Source organism: Bradyrhizobium sp. USDA 4506 (assembly GCF_054058795.1).
This window is the reverse complement of the sequence record NZ_JBSSBM010000002.1, coordinates 6,908,146-6,926,027: the sequence shown is the minus strand read 5'-3', so window position 1 is coordinate 6,926,027 and position 17,882 is coordinate 6,908,146. Positions and strand designations below refer to the sequence as shown.

Here is a 17,882-nt window from a genome sequence, read left to right as displayed (position 1 = left end):
GCGTAGCCCGGATGGAGCGCAGCGCAATCCGGGGCGCTCTATCTGCCGCGAGATGATTCCCGGATTTCGTTCCGCTCCATCCGGGCTACAAGATCACCCAGCCCGCTGCTTCTCATACGCCTTGAGATGCGTGTAGGCCGTGCGCAGCTTCGGCACCGGGATCTTGGCGGCGTCGGCGCGCACGATCAGGTCGCCGATCACGTGATCGGCCTCGACCGGCAGCCCCGCCTTGATGTCGCGGAACATCGATGCGGTCATCGGCGAGCCCTCGGTGGTCAGGAGCCCGCGGGTGCGCTGGAAGAACGGGCCGCCCGGGCCATGGCCGGCGTCGGCGGCGATCGCGCTGCATTCGTCGAGGATGCCGAGCAGGAAATCCTTGCCGCCGGGCGCGGCCAGGATGTTGCCGACCGAGGTCCGCATCAGGCTGGTGGAGGCGGCGAGCGAGGCCAGGAACACCCACTTCTCCCACATATCCTGCATCACATGCTCGCTGGCGTTGGCGCCGTTGATCGCCGAGAAAGTTTCAGCGATCGCGCGCACCCGGTCCGACAGGCCGCCGGCGCGCTCGCCGAAGCCGAGCGACTGCATCGGCTGCAGCTGCACCACCTCGCGTTTCTCGTTCAGCGTCGCCGCGATCGCGCACAGACCCCCGAGCACATGCTGAGCGCCGAACGTCTTGTCGAGCGCATCGAGATGCAGCATGCCGTTGAGCAGCGGGATGATCGCGGTCTTGTCGCCGACGGCGGGCGCAAAGGACTTGATCGCATCCTCGAGATCGAACGCCTTGCAGCTCAACAGCACGACGTCGAACTTGTCCGACAGCTTGTCGGCCTGCACGGTCGGCGGGTTGTTCAGCGTGACATCGCCGTTCGGGCTCTTGATCACTAGCCCGGCGGAGGCGAGCTCGGAAGCGCGGCGAGGGCGCACCAGGAAAGTGACGTCGCGGCCGGCCTGAAGCATCCGGCCACCGAAATAACCGCCGATCGCACCGGCGCCGACCACGAGAACGCGCATGGGAATTTGTCCTTCTTTGTTGTTGCCCGAGGAGGCGAGCGAATAGGGAGTAGCGAATAGATAAGGATACTGTTCGACTATTCGCTACTCGCTATTGGCCATTCGCTCATCTCACTTTCCCGATACCATTTCCTCGACTTCGCGCAGCTGCTCCTTGCCGAAGAAGATCTCGTTGCCGACGAAAAAGGTCGGCGAGCCGAACGCGCCGCGCTCGACGGCGGATGAGGTATATTCGATCAGCTTGGCCTTCACATCCGCGTCCTGTGCGCGGGCGAACAGTTTCGCGGCGTCAAGGCCGGAGGAGGCGATGGCTTTACCGGCGACCTCAGGATCGTCCATCTTCTTGGGCTCGACCCACATGTGGTGGAAGGCGGCCTCGATATACTTCTCGAACACGCCCTCAAACTGGGCGGCGACCGCCGCGCGCATCAGGTTCAGCGTATTGACCGGGAAAAACGGGTTCCAGGTGTAGGGCTTGACGTTGAAGCGCTTGAGAAAGCGTTCGGTCTCGATCTTCAGAAACTCCGGCTTGTTCCTGACGCCCGCCAGCGTCTCGGCCGGCGACTTGTTGTTGGTGGCCTTGAAGATGCCGCCGAGCAGGATCGGGACATATTCGAACTTGACGCCGGTGCGCTTTTCGATTGCCGGGATCGCTTCATGGCTGAGGAAAGCGTTCGGGCTGCCGAAATCGAACAGGAATTGCGGATTTTGGCTCACTGCGGTCTCTCCCTCGGCCTGTCTCGTTTGGGCTTGTTTAGCATGGACCTGCTGTCGCAGGCGCCATCAGTAGAATATGATAGTCATCATGTGAGCCGCGGCGCGCGATGTCAAATCAGCCGCTTGATGGTCTGCTTGCGCCATACCAGGGCGTAATAGGCCATCTGCAGCACGAACATGGTTGCAAAAGTGACGGGATAGGCGATCCAGATGCCGCTGACGCCGATGGTGCGGCTGAGCAGGATCGCGACCGGCACCTCGACCACCGCGATCGCCAGCGTCGAAAGCAACAGCGGCATCCACACCGTGCCGCCGGCGCGCATCGCGCCCGAAAACACCGTCGCCATGCCGAACAGCACCATGCTCCACAGCACGATGTACAACAGCTGCTGCGCCAGCCCGAGCACGGCATTGTCGACGATGAAGAAGCCCATCAGCGGCCGCGCGAAGAGATAGCCGAGCACGACCAGCCCGCCGGTCAGCGCGAGATTCATCTCGATCCCGGTCCGGACGATGGCGCCGACCCGGGCGGAATCGCCGCGGCCGATCGCCTGCGCGCCGAAGATCGACACCGATATCGCGATCGAGATCGCCGGAAACTGCACATAGCCGATCACCTGGTTGACCGCGCCATAGGCCGCGGTGGCGTCCGAGCCGAAGCCGTTGACGAGGCCGAGCAGCACCAGTTCGGCGAGCGAGACCACCACCATGCCGATCGCGGTCGGAATGCCGAGCCGCAGCACGATGCGCAGCAGCGCGCCGTTCGGCCGCATCGCGCGCAGAAACGCGGCGTCGAAGGCCAGCGCATGGCGGTGCCGCAGCATATGGACATGCAGCCACAGCAGCGTGACGACGCCCGAGACCGCGGAGGCGATGGCAGCGCTGGCGACGCCGAGCATCGGCAGGCCAAGCCAGCCGCGGATCAGCGCCGGCGTCACCACCAGGCCGACGATGGTCGAGACCGTCAGCGCAACCAGCGGCGTCACGGTGTCGCCGACGCCGCGCATCATCGCCGTCAGCAGCAGGAATGCGAAGGTTATGGGCATCGTGATCATCATGATCCGCGCATAAGCCACCGCGGCGTCGAGGACGTCAGATGGCGTCGCGAGCGCGATCAAGAGCGGGCGGGCGAACAGGCCGCCTGATATCGCGATCGCCAGCGCGAGCAGCAGCGTCACGGTCATGGTCGTGCCGGCGACCGCTTTCACCCGGTCGGGCTCGCCGGCGCCCCAGGCCTGGCCGATCATGACCGAGGCGCCGGCGCTCAGGCCGATCACGAAGGAAATGAAGAAGAACATCACCGGAAAGAACACCGAGACGGCGGCGAGCGCGTCGACGCCGATCATCTGGCCGAGATAGACGCCGTTGATGGTGCCGAACAGCGACTGCAGCACGTTGCTGAGCAGCATCGGCGCGAGGAAGGCGAGGAAGGCTTTGCGCAGGGAGCGAGGGTTGGACACGTTCAACTTCCAAAAATTGCGACGTCAGGGACGGCGGCGGACCAGGGGCTGCGGTTCAGTTCGATCAGAACCGAATCGCCGGCAGGCCGGGCCGCCATCCATGTCACTCGAAACCAGTCAGTCCGCTTGATCGCTATAGGCGAGCCGGATCGCGTGATCGCGGATGTCGGCCGGCCAGTCGGCGATCAGCGTCGCAAAGCGGCGCCGGTCGTGGGCGAACAGCGCGCGGATCGCATCTTCATAGTTCGGCCGGTTGCCGGCCATGACAGTCATGAAGCGATAGGCGGCGTCCTGCGCGCTGCGCGTGCGATCCTTGTCGCCGCTCGCGCGGCGCGCCTCGTCGACCAGCTTGCGGATCGCAACCGATGCACCGCCCTTCTGCTGCGCGAGCCAGTCCCAATGCCGTGGCAACAGCGTGATCTCGCGCGCGACGACGCCAAGCTTCGGACGTCCCGGGCCGCGCGGCGCGGTCGGCGTCGGCTCCTCGTCGCGCGCAGGTGCGGGCTGCGGCAGCCGCGCCAGCACATCGTCGACCGAGCCGCGGAAATCGATATCGACCAGCGCCGAGGTGCGGCCGTTGAACACCAGGATCGCGGCGTCCTTGCGTTGGTCGAGGTGTTGCTTGGCGGCGCGCGCAACCTCCGGGAGGTCGCCGGCCCCGATGCGGTGCTCGCCTTCGAACGCGACATAGGCAGGATTCATGGTAGACCTCTCAGATTGCGCGACATACTGCCCGGATAATTCTTAGCAATCGCGGCGCGTGGATCTCGACTTTCTGGTTTCCCGCTGGCACCAAACGCCGCCCGATTGCGCTGATCTTTCAGAGGATGCCCATGCTGACGGTTCATCACCTCAACAATTCCCGCTCGCAGCGCGTGCTGTGGCTGCTCGAGGAATTGGGCGTGCCCTACGAGATCGTGCGCTACCAGCGGCAGCCCGACATGCGGGCGCCGAAGGAGCTGCGCGCGATCCATCCGCTCGGCAAGTCGCCCGTCGTCACCGACAACGGCCACACGATCGCGGAATCCGGCGCGATCCTCGAATACATCATCGCGACCTACGGCAACGGGCGCCTCATCCCGCCGGCCGATACGCCGGAGCGGCTGCGCTACACCTATTGGCTGCACTACGCCGAGGGTTCGGCGATGACGCCGCTGCTGCTGAAGCTCCTGTTCACGCTGATGCCGAAGCGCGCGCCGGCGCTGCTGCGGCCCTTGGTGCGCAAGGTATCCAACACGGCGCTGTCCACGCTGGTCAATCCGCAGCTCAAGCAGCACATGGCCTATTGGGAAGGCGAGCTCGGCAAGAGCGAATGGTTCGCCGGCAGCGAGTTTTCCGGCGCCGACATCCAGATGAGCTTTCCGCTCGAGGCCGCCGCGGCGCGCGGCGGGCTCGAGGACGGCCATCCCAAGTGTGTCGCGTTCCTGGAGCGCATTCACGCCCGCCCGGCCTATGCGCGGGCGCTGGAGAAGGGCGGGCCGTACCAGGTCGGCCGGTAAATTCGCGCTCATCGCGGCAGCTCGACCAGCGGCAGCAGCCGCGAATCCGCCAGCGCCGCGGTGCGGTGTCCGATGCCGGCGAGGTAGGCCTCCGCCACCGCGAAGGCGAGGAACGCGCCACGGCTCTTCTGCCGGATCAGCATCGCGCGGTCCCAGCGCTCGCCCTCGGGCCCGATCAGGAACGGGCCGCCTTCACCCATGAACAGGATGTCGCCGCCGCTCTTGCGCAGATGCGGGAGCGTGTGCGCGACATAGCGGTCGTAGGCCGCAGCTCCCGCGATCGGCTGCGGCGGGGCGAGCTCCGGGCTTTGCGAATAGTCGGCGATCGCGCGGAAGCGCAGCAAATTGAGCATCACCAGCTCGCCCGCCATCTCGCGCTGGGCAAAGTCGCGGCCGGCGTTCCAGGTCGGCTCAAGATAGCAGGCGGCGGTGTCCATGTTGGTTGTCCCATCGAAGGTTGACGGCACTTTTTACCCGGACATAATTGCCTTGTCAATAATACCCGGATATAAATAGCCCGACGGGATGACAGGAGCCACCATGAAGACCGAGGACCGCAAGCAAGCCATCGCCGACTACAAGAAGCGCGCGAGCGTTGCCGGCGTATTCGCGATCCGCTGCCGCGCGACCGGTGAGGTCTGGGTCGGGCAGGCGCTCGACCTCGACAAGATCGAGAACCGCATCTGGTTCACGCTGCGGATGGGCAGTCATCGCAACGCGGAGCTGCAGCGCGCCTGGACGGCCCACGGCGCGGACAACCTCTCACTCGAAACGCTGGAGCGGATCGAGGACGAGGAGCTCACCTATGTGCGCGACACGCTGCTGAAGGAGCGCGTGCAGCATTGGCGCGCGGAGCTGAATGCGTTCGCGGTGTAGCCTAGTGTGACGGCAGCGGCTGCACGGTGACGCCGGGCGGCGGCACGTCGTCGTCGGGCACGAAGAAGTCCGACATCAGCGGCACCGAGGGATCGACGCGGTAGCGCTCGAAGTCGCGGACGCCATTGGCATAGAGCACCTTGTCGTCGATGCAGAAATGCCCGGTGAATTCGCGCGACGGCCGGGTGATGATCGCGTAGGCCGCATCGCCCATGATTTCGGGCGTGCGGCTCGCGCGCATCATGGCGTCGCCGCCGAGCAGGTTGCCGACCGCGGCGGTCGCGATCGTGGTGCGCGGCCACAGCGCGTTGACGGCAATGCCGGCCGATTTCAATTCGCCCGCGAGCCCGAGCACGCACATGCTCATGCCGAACTTCGCCATCGTATAGGCGGTCGAGTGCTCGAACCATTTCGTCTTCATGTCGAGCGGCGGCGACAGCATCAGGATGTGCGGATTCTCCGCCTTCTTCAGGTGCGGGATGCAGTATTTCGACACCATGAAGGTGCCGCGGGTGTTAATCCCCATCATCAGGTCGAACCGCTTCATGTCGGTCGCCTGCGAATTGGTCAGGCTGATGGCGCTGGCATTGTTGACGCAGACGTCGATGCCGCCGAACTCGGCGACGGTCTGCTCGATCGCCGCCATCACCTGCGCCTCGTCCCTGATGTCGCAGAGCACCGGCAGCGCCTTGCCGCCGGCGGCGCGGACCTCGTCGGCGGCGGTGTAGATCGTGCCCTTCAGCTTCGGGTGCGGCTCGGCGGTCTTCGCCGCGATCGCGACATTGGCGCCGTCACGCGCGGCGCGCAGCGCGATCGCCAGCCCGATGCCGCGGCTCGCGCCCGAGATGAACAGCGTCTTGCCCTTGAGCGATGTCATGAGAATGGCCTCCAGTTAGGGACGCACCATTGTCAGGCTCCCTCTCCCCTTGTGGGAGCCCGAGGCGAGCGAAGCTCGCTCTCGAGGTTGGGGTGAGGAGTATTTTTCCGCCTACCCATCCGCATGCAGCACGCGGCCGCGGGTTTCCGGCAGCGCGTAGGCGGCAATGAAGAACACGCCGTAGGCCGCCACCGCGAAGATCGCGATCGCGTTGGCGAGCGTGGTCGTGGTCGACAGCGCGCCGACCAGGAACGGGAACAGCGCGCCGATGCCGCGGCCGAAATTGTAGCAGAAGCCCTGGCCGGAGCCACGCAGCCGGGTCGGATACAGTTCGGTCAGGAACGCGCCCATGCCGGAGAAATAGCCCGAGGCAAAGAAGCCGAGCGGGAAGCCCAGCACCCACAGCACCTCGTTGGACAGCGGCAGCTGGGTGTAGAGCAGCACCACTGCGATCGCGCCGATCGAGAAGATCAGGAACAGGTTGCGCCGGCCGATCCGGTCGGCGAGCCAGGCGCCGACGAGATACCCGATGAAGGAGCCGATGATCAGCGTCGCGAGATAGCCGGTCGAGCCGACCACCGAGAGCTTGCGCTCGGTGGTGAGGAAGCGCGGTACCCAGAAGGTGATGGCGTAATAGCCGCCCTGCATGCCGGTGCCGACCAGGGAGGCCAGCAGCGTGGTCTTCAGGATCGGTCCGTGGAAGATCTCCCACAACGCGGCGGGGCCGCTGCCGGAGGCCTGCGCCTGCGCCATGGTCGCGGCGGAGATTTCCGGCTCGGTGACGTAGCGGCGCAGGTAGAACACGAGCAGCGCCGGCAGTGCGCCGATCACGAACATCCAGCGCCAGGCGTTCTCCGCCGGCAGCACCGAGAACAGGATCGCCTGCGCCAGCACCGCAAGGCCCCAGCCGACCGCCCAGCCCGACTGCACCGAGCCGACCGCACGTCCGCGATACTGCGGCCGGATCGCCTCGCCGATCAGCACCGCGCCGGCGGCCCATTCACCGCCGAAGCCGAGCCCGAGCAGCGCGCGGGCGATCAAGAGCTGATCGAAATTCTGCACCAATGCGCAGACCAGCGAGAAGAACGAGAACCAGATGATGGTGAGCTGCAGCGTCTTCACCCGGCCGATCCGGTCGGACAGATAGCCGCCGAGCCAGCCGCCGACGGCCGAGGCCAGCAGCGTCACGGTGCCCGCGAGGCCGGCGGTGCCGGGGTCAACTTTCCAGAGCGTGATGATGGTGCCGATCACCAGCGGATAGATCATGAAATCCATGCCGTCGAGCGTCCAGCCCGACGCGCAGGCCCAGAACGTGCGCCGCTCCTGCAGGTTCATGTCGCGATAGAAGGCGAGGAGGCTGGTGTCCTCGATCTCTGCGACTTCCATTGACTTGGATTCGGCCGTGCTCATGCGCGTTCCCCGGAGAAATCTTTCACCGGCTGTTTGCGATCCGCGGCCGGAGGTACGCGGACCGCCAATCTATCGCGATGTTGCAGGCGGGGCAAAGCCGCGTTTGCAAGGCTCTTAGAACGAGATGAAGATTGAATCGAATTGGCCCCGCGCACGCTCACCGCTCCCCGGCGGGGAGAGGTGATTTGCGCAACAAATCGGGTGAGGGACTGCAGCTCCAACGAGAGAGCGGAACCCCTCACCCGGCGCTATGCACCGACCGCTCCCAAGGGAGAGGTGAGCCTGCACCGCCGCTCCAGCTCAACCGGATCCCATCACGTTCTAGTATCCCGCGGCCTCCGAGCCGCGCGTGCGCGGATCCGGCGCGCCGAGCAGACCGCTGGTCGTGACGAGGATCGAGTTCGCGGAGGAGTAGCCGAGCGGCTCGACCAGTTTGTGGCCCTTGGCGCGCAGATCGCCCAGCACCGCGTCGGGAAAACCGCGCTCGATCCGGACTTCGTCGGGCAGCCATTGATGGTGCATGCGGGGCGCGGCGACCGCGGCCGCGATGTCCATCTTGTAGTCGATCACGTCGACGATGATCTGCGTCACGGCGGAGATGATGCGGCTGCCGCCGGGCGAGCCCGTCACCAGCACCGGCTTGCCGTCCTTCAGCACGATGGTCGGCGACATCGACGACAGCGGACGCTTGCCGGGTCCCGGCAGATTGGCCTCGAAGCCGACCAGGCCGAAGGCGTTGGAGGCGCCGGGCGCTGCGGTGAAATCGTCGAGCTCGTTGTTGAGCAGCACGCCGGTGCCGTCGGCGACGAGGCCGACGCCGTAGGGGAAGTTCAGCGTGTAGGTGTTGCTGACGGCGTTGCCGCCGGCGTCGACGACCGAATAATGCGTGGTGTTGTCGCCCTCGTGCGGTTGCTTGGCGTTGCGCACATCGGTCCAGGGCGTGGCGCGGGCAAGATCGATGGTCGCGCGCTGTTTGGCCGCATAGTCCTTGTCGATCAGCAATTGCGTCGGCGCGTCGACGAAGGCGGGATCGCCGAGATAGCGCGCGCGATCGGCATAGGCCCGCTTCATCGCCTCGATCATCACATGCAGCGAGGCGGCCGAGCCCTGCTTCATGTCGGACATCGGAAAGCCTTCGAGGATGTTGAGGATCTCCAGCAGCACGACGCCGCCGGAGGAGGGCTGCGGCATCGAGACGATGTCGTAGCCGCGATAGCTGCCGCGGATCGGCGTGCGGATCACCGGTTGGTAGGATTTCAGATCCTCGAGGGTGAAGATGCCGCCGGCGTTCTTGATGCCGCCGACGAGCTTCTCGGCGACGGCGCCTTGATAGAAGCCGCGCGGGCCTTGTTCGGCTATCGCGGTCAGTACGCCAGCGAGATCGCCCTGGATCAGGCGGTCGCCCTCGCGCAGCGGCGTGCCGTCGGCGTGCGAGAATGTTTTGGCCGAATTCGGCCAGCGCGACATGCGGCGATACATGTCGTTCAGCGTGTCCGATGTGTCGTCGGTGACGATGAATCCGTCACGCGCGAGATCGATCGCGGGCTTGAGGATCTGCGCCAGCGTGAACTTGCCGGAGCCGTATTTCTCCAGTGCGAGCGCGAGACCCGCGACCGTACCGGGCACGCCGATCGCGAGCGCGGAGTTGCGCGACTTGTCGGAATCGGGCTTGCCGTCGGCGTTCAGGAACATGTCGCGGGTAGCGGCCTGCGGCGCAGTCTCGCGATAGTCGATCGCGACATCCTCATTGCGCCCGGCGAGATGGATCACCATGAAACCGCCGCCGCCGATATTGCCGGCGCGCGGATAGGTCACCGCCATCGCGAAGCCGGTGGCGACCGCGGCGTCGACCGCGTTGCCGCCCTGTCGCAGGATGTCGGCGCCAACTTGCGCAGCCAGCTTCTCCTGCGCCACCACCATGCCGTTTTCGGCGTGAATGCTGCGAATCGTGTCCGCGGCCGAAGGTTCATAGAAGCGGCGCTGGACCTGGCCGAGGGCAGGCGTCGCGATACCAATCACCAGGAGAGCGGCAAACAGCCGTCGCGACATCGTTGCCGTCAGCGCCATCGAAATGTCCTGCCCTGTTCATCGCCGTATCAGTCAAACCGGCCCATGCTATATGGGAGCGGATTGGAGCGGCAAAAGCCTGCCTGTGGTTCGAGTTGGGGAATATCTTTCGCGATGACGGCAACAATGCAGACGGGCGCCGGTGACGCGAAGGCCACCACCAAGGTTTATCCTGGCCGCGCCGCCGTCATCAGCTGGATCTTCTTCGATTGGGCTGCGCAGCCATATTTCACGCTGATCACGACCTTTGTGTTCGCGCCTTATTTCGCGAGCTTCGTCGCGCCTGATGCCGCGAGCGGCCAGGCGCTGTGGGGCTTTGCCACCGCGGCGGCCGGACTTGCGATCGCGCTGCTGTCCCCGGTGCTAGGTGCGATCGCCGATGCCAGCGGCCGGCGCAAGCCGTGGATCGCGGGCTTCGGCGCGCTGCTCGTGATCGGCGCCAGCGCGACGTGGATCGGCAAGCCCGGCAATCCCGACGTCATCCCGGCGCTGCTGCTCGCCTATGCGATTGCGAGCGTCGGCGTCGAGTTCGCGACCGTGTTCAACAATGCGATGATGCCGACCCTGGTGCCGCCGGACCGGATCGGGCGACTGTCAGGCACCGGCTGGGCCACCGGCTATGTCGGGGGCATCCTGAGTCTTGTTCTCGTGCTCGGCTTCCTCGCTGCCAATGCCGAGACCGGCCGCACGCTGTTCGGCTTCACGCCGCTGTTCGGTCTCGATCCCGCCATGCATGAAGGCGACCGCATCACCGGGCCGCTGACCGGGCTTTGGTTCGTCATCTTCGTGACGCCGATGTTCCTGTTCACGCCGGACTATCCGACGAAGCGCCCGCTGCGCGCGGCGCTCGGCGAGGGCCTGCGCGAGCTCAGGGAATCGTTGTCGAGCCTGCCGAAGCAGAAGTCACTGGCGCGCTTCCTGCTGGCGAACATGATCTACACCGACGGGCTGGTCTCGCTGTTTGCGTTCGGCGGCATCTATGCCGCCGGCACATTCGGCTGGGACACGATCCGGATCGGCACCTTCGGCATCATCCTCGCGGTGGCCGGCACGTTCGGCGGCTGGATCGGCGGCAAGCTCGATGATGCATTCGGACCGAAGCGCGTGATCACCGGCAGCCTGCTGATCCTGCTGCTTGCGATCGTCGTGATCCTCACCGTGAACAAGGATTCCATCCTGTTCATACCGGTCGCGCCGCCGGTGCCTGGCGGTGCGTTGTTCGCGGGCGCCGCCGAGCGCGCCTACATCGTGCTGGGCTGCCTGATCGGCGCCACCGGTGCGCCACTGCAGGCCGCCTCGCGCTCGCTCCTGATCCGCCTCGCACCGAAGGATCGCATCGCGCAGTATTTTGGCTTGTTCGCGCTCACCGGCAAGGTGACGTCGTTCATCGGCCCGCTCCTGATCGGCGCGATCACCGCGGCGACCGCGAGCCAGAAGGCCGGCATGGCGGTGCTGGTGGCGTTCTTCGTGGCGGGACTGGCGCTGCTGGCGAAGGTGCGGGAATAACAACCGCCGTCGTCCCGGCCAAGCGAAGCGCGAGCCGGGACCCATAACCACCGCTGCTCATGTTGTGCGGCGCTGGAGCCCCAACTCGTTCCAACAATACACGCCTGTGGTTATGGGTCCCTGCTTTCGTGTTCAGTCCCGTGAGTTTAGCAACGGCCTGGATCGGGGCCTGGTAGCCGAGGCATTTGAGGCGAGTCCGGTTGTAGTCGTGGACGAACTTGGCGATGAAGGCGTCGCGATCGGCATGGTCGATGAAGGTCCGCCGGGCGCTGCCGCGCTTTTGTTCGCGGCCAATGGCTTCGGCGATACGCCGGTTGAAGCGTTCGACGAGGCCGTTGGTCTGCGGGTGGTAAGGCTTGGTCAGGCGATGCTGGATGCCGCGCTGCTTGCAGAGCCGATCAAAGGGGTGGTCGCCGGAAGGCTTCCCGGGCGGCTTGTTCTTCTTGTCGACAGCGAAGCGGTCGGTGAACTCCGCGCCATTGTCGGTCAGGATGGTGTGAACCTGGTGCGGGAAGTCGGCCAGGAAGCGCTCGAGGAAGCCGGTCGCGGTGGCCCCGTCCCGCCTGGAATGGATCTCGACAAAGACGTAGCGGGTGGCGCGGTCGATGGCGACGAAGGCATAGCTGGTGCGGCGCTGCAGGGACGGCAGATACTTCACGTCGATATGGATGAAGCCGATGCTGGCGGTCTCGAAGATGCCGACCTTGGGTTTGTCAGGCTTGGCGAGCCGGCTGATGCCATTGCGCTGCAGGCAGCGGTGAATGGCGCTGCGGGACAGCTTGGCATTGATGCATCGCTGCATCACCTCGACGATGTCATCCAGCGGCAACTGCAGCGACGTCCGCAGCTCGCAAACCGCCCTTTCTTCGACAGCCGACAGGCTGGTCACCAGGTTCTTCGGCCGGTGCGAGCGATCTTCGACCGTCGTGCGGTCGCGCCAACGATAGATCGTGGTCTCGCTGACCCCCAGTTCCGTCGCCAATTCGGCAACCGACTTCCTGCTGCGCTGGATATAGGCGCGCGTCTTCGGCGTCGTCGTGGCGTTCGCGTGCAGGCTCAGTTCCATGACCCGAGGTGCTCCCTGACAAAGGCCACGCCTCGTTCTACACCGATTCCATCAAACCAATCAGCAGGGACCAAACACGAAAGCAGGGACGACAGGTTGCTCTAGTGCCGGAAGTAAATCGCACCTGTCGTCCCGGCCAAACTCGTAGCCCGGATGGAGCGAAGCGCAATCCGGGGTCTTTGGTCCGCGGAGAAACCGCCCCGGATTTCGCTACGCTCCATCCGGGCTACAGGTCGTACTCAATGCCGGAAATGCCGCACGCCGGTGAACACCATGGCGATGCCGTGCTCGTCGGCGGCCTTGATCACCTCGTCGTCGCGCATCGAGCCGCCGGGCTGGATCACCGCGGTGGCGCCGGCCTCGATGCAGGCCAGCATGCCGTCGGCGAACGGGAAGAAGGCGTCGGAGGCGACCACCGAGCCCTTGGTCAGGGGCTCGGCGAGCTTCAGCTCGGCCGCCGCATCCAGCGCCTTGCGCGCGGCGATGCGCGCGGAATCGACTCGGCTCATCTGGCCGGCGCCGATGCCGACGGTCGCGAGGTCCTTGGCGTAGATGATGGTGTTCGACTTGACGTGCTTGGCGACGCGGAAGGCGAATTTGAGATCGCGCAGCTCGGCGTCGGTCGGCGCACGCTTGGTCGCGACCTTCAGGTTCATGTCCTCGACCACGGCATTGTCGCGGCTCTGCACCAAGAGGCCGCCGGCGACGGTCTTGGCGGTGAGGCCGACCGCGCGCGCGTTCGGCAGGCCGCCAGCGAGCAGCAGGCGCAGATTGCGCCGGCCGGCGATGATCGAGATCGCCTCCTCGGTCGCGTCGGGCGCGATGATCACCTCGGTGAAGATGCCGATGATGGTGCGCGCGGCATCCGCATCGAGCGTGCGATTGACCGCGATGATGCCGCCATAGGCCGAGGTGGAGTCGCAGGCGAGCGCGCGGGCATAGGCGGTGGCGAGATCGGGGCCCTCGGCGACGCCGCAGGGATTGGCGTGCTTGACGATGACGCAGGCCGCGGTGCGCTGCGGGTCGAACTCGCCGACGCATTCATAGGCCGCGTCGGTGTCGTTGATGTTGTTGTAGGACAGTTCCTTGCCCTGCAGCTGGCGCGCGGTCGCGACGCCCGGCCGCTTCTCCGGCGTGGCATAGAACGCCGCGGTCTGGTGCGGGTTCTCGCCATAGCGCAGCGACTGGATCAGCTTGCCGCCAAAGGCGCGGAAGTCCGGCGCCTTGGTGTCGAGCTGTACGGCAAACCAGTTCGAGATCGCGGCGTCATAGGCCGCCGTGCGCGCATAGGCCTTGGCGGCGAGCCGGCGGCGCAACTGAAGCGAGGTTGCGCCCTTGTGCGCGGCGAGCTCGTCGAGCACGGCAGAATAGTCGTTCGCCTCGACCACCACGGCGACGTCGTCATGGTTCTTGGCCGCGGCGCGGATCATCGCGGGACCGCCGATGTCGATGTTCTCGATGCACTCCTCGAAGCCGGCGCCTTTGTCGACGGTGGCCTCGAACGGATAGAGGTTGACGACCAAGAGGTCGATCGGCGCGATGCCGTGCGAAGCCATCGCCGCGGTGTGTTCCTTGTTGTCGCGGATCGCGAGCAGGCCGCCATGCACCTTCGGGTGCAGCGTCTTGACCCGGCCATCCATCATCTCCGGAAAACCGGTGAGCTCGGAGACGTCCTTGACCTTCAGCCCGGCCGCCGCGATCGCCTTGGCGGTGCCGCCGGTCGAGACCAGCTCGACGCCATGGTCGGCCAGCGCCTTGGCGAAATCGATCAGTCCGGTCTTGTCGGAAACGGACAACAGAGCGCGGGTCACGCGGCGAAGCTGCTCGGTCATATCGGAAAATCCCTGGCTGTTAAGGCAGCCGGGTAGCATGGTTTTGTGCCGTACGAAACCGGTACATGCGCCTGATTCCCCGCAAATTGAGGGTGGTCCGGTATTCTTTCCCCGTCACCCTGAGGAGCGCCACCGGGTCAGCGCAAAGCGCGGCCCGATGACAGGCTCCGCGCGTCTCGAAGGGTCGACGGCCACCGGCGGGGCCGTGCATCCTTCGAGACGCCGCTTCGCGGCTCCTCAGGATGACGGGTCGGAGGACTCACCCGTCCTACAGCGGCAGTTCCGGCTCGCGGCGGGCGTTGCGGCGCGCGGTGGTGGCGGAGGCCGAGGTCGAGGAGCGCACGAAGCTCCAGCGGATGGTGCCGGCCTGCCTCGCGTCCTGCCGGATCACGATCTGGGAGGTGCGGCGCGGGCCGTCATTGCCGGCCAGGAACACGCTGTCCTCGAGATCGACCTTGTCGTCCATCGCCTCGAAGGTCCAGACGTCGCGGTTGGGCAGCACCAGCATCACGCCGCGGGCATCCGACAGCCGGCTCGCCTTCACCGAGGGATGCAAATGGAAGCGCAGCGCGAAATCGGCCTCGCTGCCCTTGATGCGGCCGCCCGGCGTCGGCGACAGCGAATCTTCGCCCTCCAGCCGCGTGCCGTCCTGCGAGACCATCAGCACACGGCGGTGGATCACGCCGAAGCGCGAGAGATAGCCGTCATGCGAGGCGGTGAGCACGTCGCCGTCGGGAACGGCTTCGCGGTAGCTCTCGACGTTGCTCGGACCGCTGGTGATGGGCGCGCCGCGGAGCAGCCGCTTCATCGCCGACAGCTCGACGAACTGGCATGACGAGGCGTCGCGATAGGTCAGCGTCGAATGCGCCGCGGTGGAGCGCGCGAACGGCCGCCAATTGTCGCGGCCGGTGCTCGGCATGCCGCAATTGACGACGATGCGGCTCACGCCGGAGGACAGCTCGAACGACAGGCAGCCGGCATGCGCGTCCTGGCTGACGCTGGCCGGCGGCGGCGGGCCGGTATCGATGATCAAGGCGGTGTTGCCGGCATCAAGCCGCTGAAAGCCGGTATGCGGCATGCTCGCCATCGGCACGCCGCGGGTGTCGTCATAGGCGAGCAGCGTCGCGACGAGATCGGACGGCGCGGTGCTCATGCCGTTGAACAGCGCGAAGCTGCCGTCGCCGTGCCGGAAGAAGCGCAGCATCGGCATCATGCGGTCGATGGCGTTGAGCAGCGCCGGCGGCGGCGCGATATTCCGTGCAGCAAAGGTCTGTCGCAGCGGCAGGAGATCGCTGAGCAGTTCGACCAGCGCGCCGGGATTGCGCGAGATGTGGCCGCCATCGGGCAGGATCTGGCGCTGCAATTCGTCGGACAGCTTGCGCGTCGCCGATTTGATGTTGCGCGCCTGGTTGGCGAGACAGAGCGAGGCGTAGCACAGCGCGATCAGCACCTGCAGGCGCGGAACGCCGTCATTGTCGAGCGTCGCGTGGCGCAGATAGCGGATCTCGCGCGCCAGCCCGCGCAGATATTTGCGGTAGAATTTTCCGTCAGTGTCGCCGAGCACCAGCGGTGCCTGCGACAGCAGCGAGATCACCCGCCGCGCGCGCACATCGGCGCGGCGCTCCAGCGGCCGCTTGCGGGCCTGGTTGGAGATCCAGTCGTCGACCAGCGAACGGGCGTTGGCGCGGGTCAGCGCGGTGTCGGCGGCGCGCAGATGGCGCAGCCAGCCGAAGCCGAGCAGGGCGGCTTCCCAATCCTCCGACGGCGGCTCGAGATCGAAGATCGAGCGGCCGTGGCAGGTGACGATCTTGCCGGCGAAGACGAATCGTCCGGCATAGATCTCGGCCGCGCGGGTGGCGTCGGCGGTCCGCAGATCGTGCGGGGCGATGACCAGCCGGTCGGTGCGGCCGGGCCAGAGCCGCGACAGCGCAACCGTGCTCCCGCTGGCGCGTGCGAGCATGCTGCGGGCAAAGCGGCCAGCAATCAGCGTCGAGATGCGTCTGCTTTGAGCGACCGACACGCCTAACCTTGCGGGGAGGGAATTTTCAACGAATCCTTATTTAATCCGGAAACGCGGCCAAGACACCTGCCAAGACACCTGCCCAGGCACCCTCTTGATACCGCACGAATCACTTCGAGCTTAGAGGACTGAAGTTTAAAATCAGGATTTAACCAGCCGGGCTGCGTAAAATCCATCCAGCCCGCCCAGCCGCGGGTCGGCATTGGGCAAATGGCTCGGCAAAGTGCGCAGATCGCCGTCGGCGGTGATGATGTCGTCGAGGCCGGCGACCTCGCTCTTCTCGACCGGCGCACGGCGCAGGCCTGATTCGCTCGCCAGAAGCGCGGCGATCGCATGCTCGCCTTCCTCCGGCTCCAGCGAGCAGGTGCAGTAGACCAGCGTGCCGCCGGGCTTCAGCAGATTGGCGGCTCTTTGCAACAGCCGCTTCTGCAGCGCCGACAGCGCGGCGATGTCGCCTTCCTGCCGCAGCCAGGCGACGTCGGGATGGCGGCGGATGGTTCCCGTCGAGCTGCAGGGCGCATCGACCAGGATACCGTCGAAGCTTGCGGCCTCGGCGGGCCATTCGGCGGCGTCGGCAACGACGGTCTCGGCCTGCAAGGCCAGACGCGTGAGATTGTCGCGCAGCCGCGCCACGCGCGCCGGCGAGCGGTCGACCGCGGTGACGTGCGCGCCGGCCAGCGCGAGCTGGGCGGTCTTGCCGCCGGGCGCGGCGCAGAGATCCGCGACCGCCTTGTCCTTGATGTCGCCGAACAGCCGCACCGGCAGCGCGGCGGCGGCGTCCTGCACCCACCACTGTCCTTCGGCAAAGCCGGGCAGCATCGTGACGGAACCCTGCAGCAGCGTGCGCACGGTTCCCGTCGGCAGCGTCTCGCCGTGCAGGCGGGTCGCCCATTGCGCCGCGTCCGACTTCACCGTCAGATCGAGCGACGGCTCGTGGCCGAGCGCAAGCGCCATGTCGCGCGCGGTGGCTTCGCCGTAATGCGCGTTCCAGCGCGCCAGCATCCATGGCGGCAGGTCCAGGGTCTGCATGCTGATCTCGTCGATCAGGCCCTGGCCTTCGCGTGCACAGCGGCGCAGCACGGCGTTGACGAGCCCGGCATATTTCGCGGCGCGCCGGTCGGACTGCACCAGCCGCACCGAGAGATCGACCGCGGCATGGTCGGGCACGTCCATCCAGAGAATCTGTGCCGCGCCGATCAGGAGCGCGCTCTGCGCGCGCGGCGCATCGGTCGGGATGCCGCGATCGAGCAGGCGCGACAGCAGATGGCCGAGCGTGCCGAGCTTGCGCAAGATGGTCGACACCAGCCGGCGCATCAGCGCGCGGTCGCGATCGGCGAGCGATTTCAGGCCGGGATGCGCGCCGGCGCCGTCGAGCTGGTCGTCGAGCGTGCGGTGCTTGTGCAGCACGCCATCGAGGATGTCGGCCGCGATGCGGCGAGCCGCGAGACCGGGGACTTCGGCAGGTACTGCAAATCTTGAAGGAGGCATGAAGCGGAGATATCTCGAAGGTGCTGAGTTACATTCGGCTCATGCCCATC

15 protein-coding genes are annotated in these 17,882 nt (G+C 66.2%); 3 read left to right on the top strand and 12 right to left on the bottom strand.

Going from position 1 to position 17,882, the window contains the following annotated elements:
- Positions 1–93 precede the first annotated feature (93 nt).
- The 4 genes from panE to ACVIHF_RS34720 form a co-directional block, all read right to left on the bottom strand.
- Positions 94–1,014 carry a 2-dehydropantoate 2-reductase gene (panE, locus tag ACVIHF_RS34735; RefSeq protein ID WP_253605654.1) on the bottom strand — a complete coding sequence of 307 codons (921 nt, stop codon included), beginning with the start codon at positions 1,012–1,014 and terminating at the stop codon, positions 94–96.
- A gap of 111 nt (positions 1,015–1,125) precedes the next feature.
- On the bottom strand, positions 1,126–1,731 hold the full coding sequence (locus ACVIHF_RS34730) for a 2-hydroxychromene-2-carboxylate isomerase (RefSeq protein ID WP_253605653.1): 606 nt from the start codon (positions 1,729–1,731) through the stop codon (positions 1,126–1,128).
- A 110-nt stretch (positions 1,732–1,841) separates the two neighbouring features.
- Positions 1,842–3,191 (bottom strand): MATE family efflux transporter, encoded by a 1,350-nt coding sequence (locus tag ACVIHF_RS34725; protein WP_456793293.1) that lies wholly within the window; start codon positions 3,189–3,191, stop codon positions 1,842–1,844.
- A gap of 117 nt (positions 3,192–3,308) precedes the next feature.
- On the bottom strand, positions 3,309–3,893 hold the full coding sequence (locus tag ACVIHF_RS34720) for a DUF2239 family protein (RefSeq protein WP_057021341.1): 585 nt from the start codon (positions 3,891–3,893) through the stop codon (positions 3,309–3,311).
- Between the two features lie 131 nt (positions 3,894–4,024).
- On the opposite strand from ACVIHF_RS34720, the gene ACVIHF_RS34715 reads away from it, so the two are divergent.
- Positions 4,025–4,690, top strand: coding sequence for a glutathione S-transferase family protein (locus ACVIHF_RS34715; RefSeq protein WP_076833619.1), 666 nt, complete (start codon positions 4,025–4,027; stop codon positions 4,688–4,690).
- Between the two features lie 8 nt (positions 4,691–4,698).
- On the opposite strand, the gene ACVIHF_RS34710 is transcribed toward ACVIHF_RS34715, so the two are convergent.
- Complete coding sequence (locus ACVIHF_RS34710; RefSeq protein ID WP_456793292.1) at positions 4,699–5,127, bottom strand: DUF1330 domain-containing protein; 429 nt, start codon at positions 5,125–5,127, stop codon at positions 4,699–4,701.
- A gap of 103 nt (positions 5,128–5,230) precedes the next feature.
- Between ACVIHF_RS34710 and ACVIHF_RS34705 the strand changes: the two genes are divergently transcribed.
- Positions 5,231–5,566, top strand: coding sequence for a GIY-YIG nuclease family protein (locus tag ACVIHF_RS34705; RefSeq protein WP_456778374.1), 336 nt, complete (start codon positions 5,231–5,233; stop codon positions 5,564–5,566).
- Between the two features lies 1 nt (position 5,567).
- Here the strand turns inward: ACVIHF_RS34705 and ACVIHF_RS34700 are convergent, their stop codons facing one another.
- The 3 genes from ACVIHF_RS34700 to ggt all read right to left on the bottom strand — a co-directional run bounded on the left by ACVIHF_RS34700 (position 5,568) and on the right by ggt (position 9,920).
- Positions 5,568–6,443 (bottom strand): SDR family oxidoreductase, encoded by an 876-nt coding sequence (locus tag ACVIHF_RS34700; RefSeq protein WP_076833615.1) that lies wholly within the window; start codon positions 6,441–6,443, stop codon positions 5,568–5,570.
- A 111-nt stretch (positions 6,444–6,554) separates the two neighbouring features.
- Positions 6,555–7,853, bottom strand: a complete 1,299-nt coding sequence (locus tag ACVIHF_RS34695) for an MFS transporter (RefSeq protein WP_057021337.1) — start codon at positions 7,851–7,853, stop codon at positions 6,555–6,557.
- A gap of 321 nt (positions 7,854–8,174) precedes the next feature.
- A complete protein-coding gene (gene ggt, locus ACVIHF_RS34690; RefSeq protein ID WP_253605649.1) occupies positions 8,175–9,920 on the bottom strand; it encodes a gamma-glutamyltransferase in 1,746 nt (581 codons plus the stop codon).
- A 126-nt stretch (positions 9,921–10,046) separates the two neighbouring features.
- Between ggt and ACVIHF_RS34685 the strand changes: the two genes are divergently transcribed.
- On the top strand, positions 10,047–11,426 hold the full coding sequence (locus ACVIHF_RS34685; RefSeq protein ID WP_456794152.1) for an MFS transporter: 1,380 nt from the start codon (positions 10,047–10,049) through the stop codon (positions 11,424–11,426).
- On the opposite strand, the gene ACVIHF_RS34680 is transcribed toward ACVIHF_RS34685, so the two are convergent.
- The 4 genes from ACVIHF_RS34680 to ACVIHF_RS34665 form a co-directional block, all read right to left on the bottom strand.
- Complete coding sequence (locus ACVIHF_RS34680) at positions 11,332–12,492, bottom strand: IS481 family transposase (protein WP_456793291.1); 1,161 nt, start codon at positions 12,490–12,492, stop codon at positions 11,332–11,334. The two genes, ACVIHF_RS34685 and ACVIHF_RS34680, sit on opposite strands and share 95 nt — an antisense overlap.
- Before the next feature lie 239 nt (positions 12,493–12,731).
- The gene (purH, locus tag ACVIHF_RS34675; protein ID WP_456793290.1) at positions 12,732–14,324 is read right to left on the bottom strand and encodes a bifunctional phosphoribosylaminoimidazolecarboxamide formyltransferase/IMP cyclohydrolase; all 1,593 of its coding nucleotides are present in this window, start codon (positions 14,322–14,324) and stop codon (positions 12,732–12,734) included.
- 268 nt (positions 14,325–14,592) lie between these two features.
- Positions 14,593–16,344 (bottom strand): heparinase II/III family protein, encoded by a 1,752-nt coding sequence (locus ACVIHF_RS34670; protein ID WP_456793289.1) that lies wholly within the window; start codon positions 16,342–16,344, stop codon positions 14,593–14,595.
- A gap of 141 nt (positions 16,345–16,485) precedes the next feature.
- Positions 16,486–17,832, bottom strand: coding sequence for an RsmB/NOP family class I SAM-dependent RNA methyltransferase (locus ACVIHF_RS34665; RefSeq protein ID WP_456793288.1), 1,347 nt, complete (start codon positions 17,830–17,832; stop codon positions 16,486–16,488).
- Positions 17,833–17,882 lie beyond the last annotated feature (50 nt).

Bases quoted from the DNA above. Each gene is read 5' to 3' on its own strand.
- panE (WP_253605654.1), bottom strand. From the start codon at position 1,014: ATGCGCGTTCTCGTGGTCGGCGCCGGTGCGATCGGCGGTTATTTCGGT.
- ACVIHF_RS34720 (WP_057021341.1), bottom strand. From the start codon at position 3,893: ATGAATCCTGCCTATGTCGCGTTCGAAGGCGAGCACCGCATCGGGGCC.
- ACVIHF_RS34715 (WP_076833619.1), top strand. From the start codon at position 4,025: ATGCTGACGGTTCATCACCTCAACAATTCCCGCTCGCAGCGCGTGCTG.
- ACVIHF_RS34710 (WP_456793292.1), bottom strand. From the start codon at position 5,127: ATGGACACCGCCGCCTGCTATCTTGAGCCGACCTGGAACGCCGGCCGC.
- ACVIHF_RS34705 (WP_456778374.1), top strand. From the start codon at position 5,231: ATGAAGACCGAGGACCGCAAGCAAGCCATCGCCGACTACAAGAAGCGC.
- ACVIHF_RS34700 (WP_076833615.1), bottom strand. From the start codon at position 6,443: ATGACATCGCTCAAGGGCAAGACGCTGTTCATCTCGGGCGCGAGCCGC.
- ACVIHF_RS34695 (WP_057021337.1), bottom strand. From the start codon at position 7,853: ATGAGCACGGCCGAATCCAAGTCAATGGAAGTCGCAGAGATCGAGGAC.
- ggt (WP_253605649.1), bottom strand. From the start codon at position 9,920: ATGGCGCTGACGGCAACGATGTCGCGACGGCTGTTTGCCGCTCTCCTG.
- ACVIHF_RS34685 (WP_456794152.1), top strand. From the start codon at position 10,047: ATGCAGACGGGCGCCGGTGACGCGAAGGCCACCACCAAGGTTTATCCT.
- ACVIHF_RS34680 (WP_456793291.1), bottom strand. From the start codon at position 12,492: ATGGAACTGAGCCTGCACGCGAACGCCACGACGACGCCGAAGACGCGC.
- purH (WP_456793290.1), bottom strand. From the start codon at position 14,324: ATGACCGAGCAGCTTCGCCGCGTGACCCGCGCTCTGTTGTCCGTTTCC.
- ACVIHF_RS34665 (WP_456793288.1), bottom strand. From the start codon at position 17,832: ATGCCTCCTTCAAGATTTGCAGTACCTGCCGAAGTCCCCGGTCTCGCG.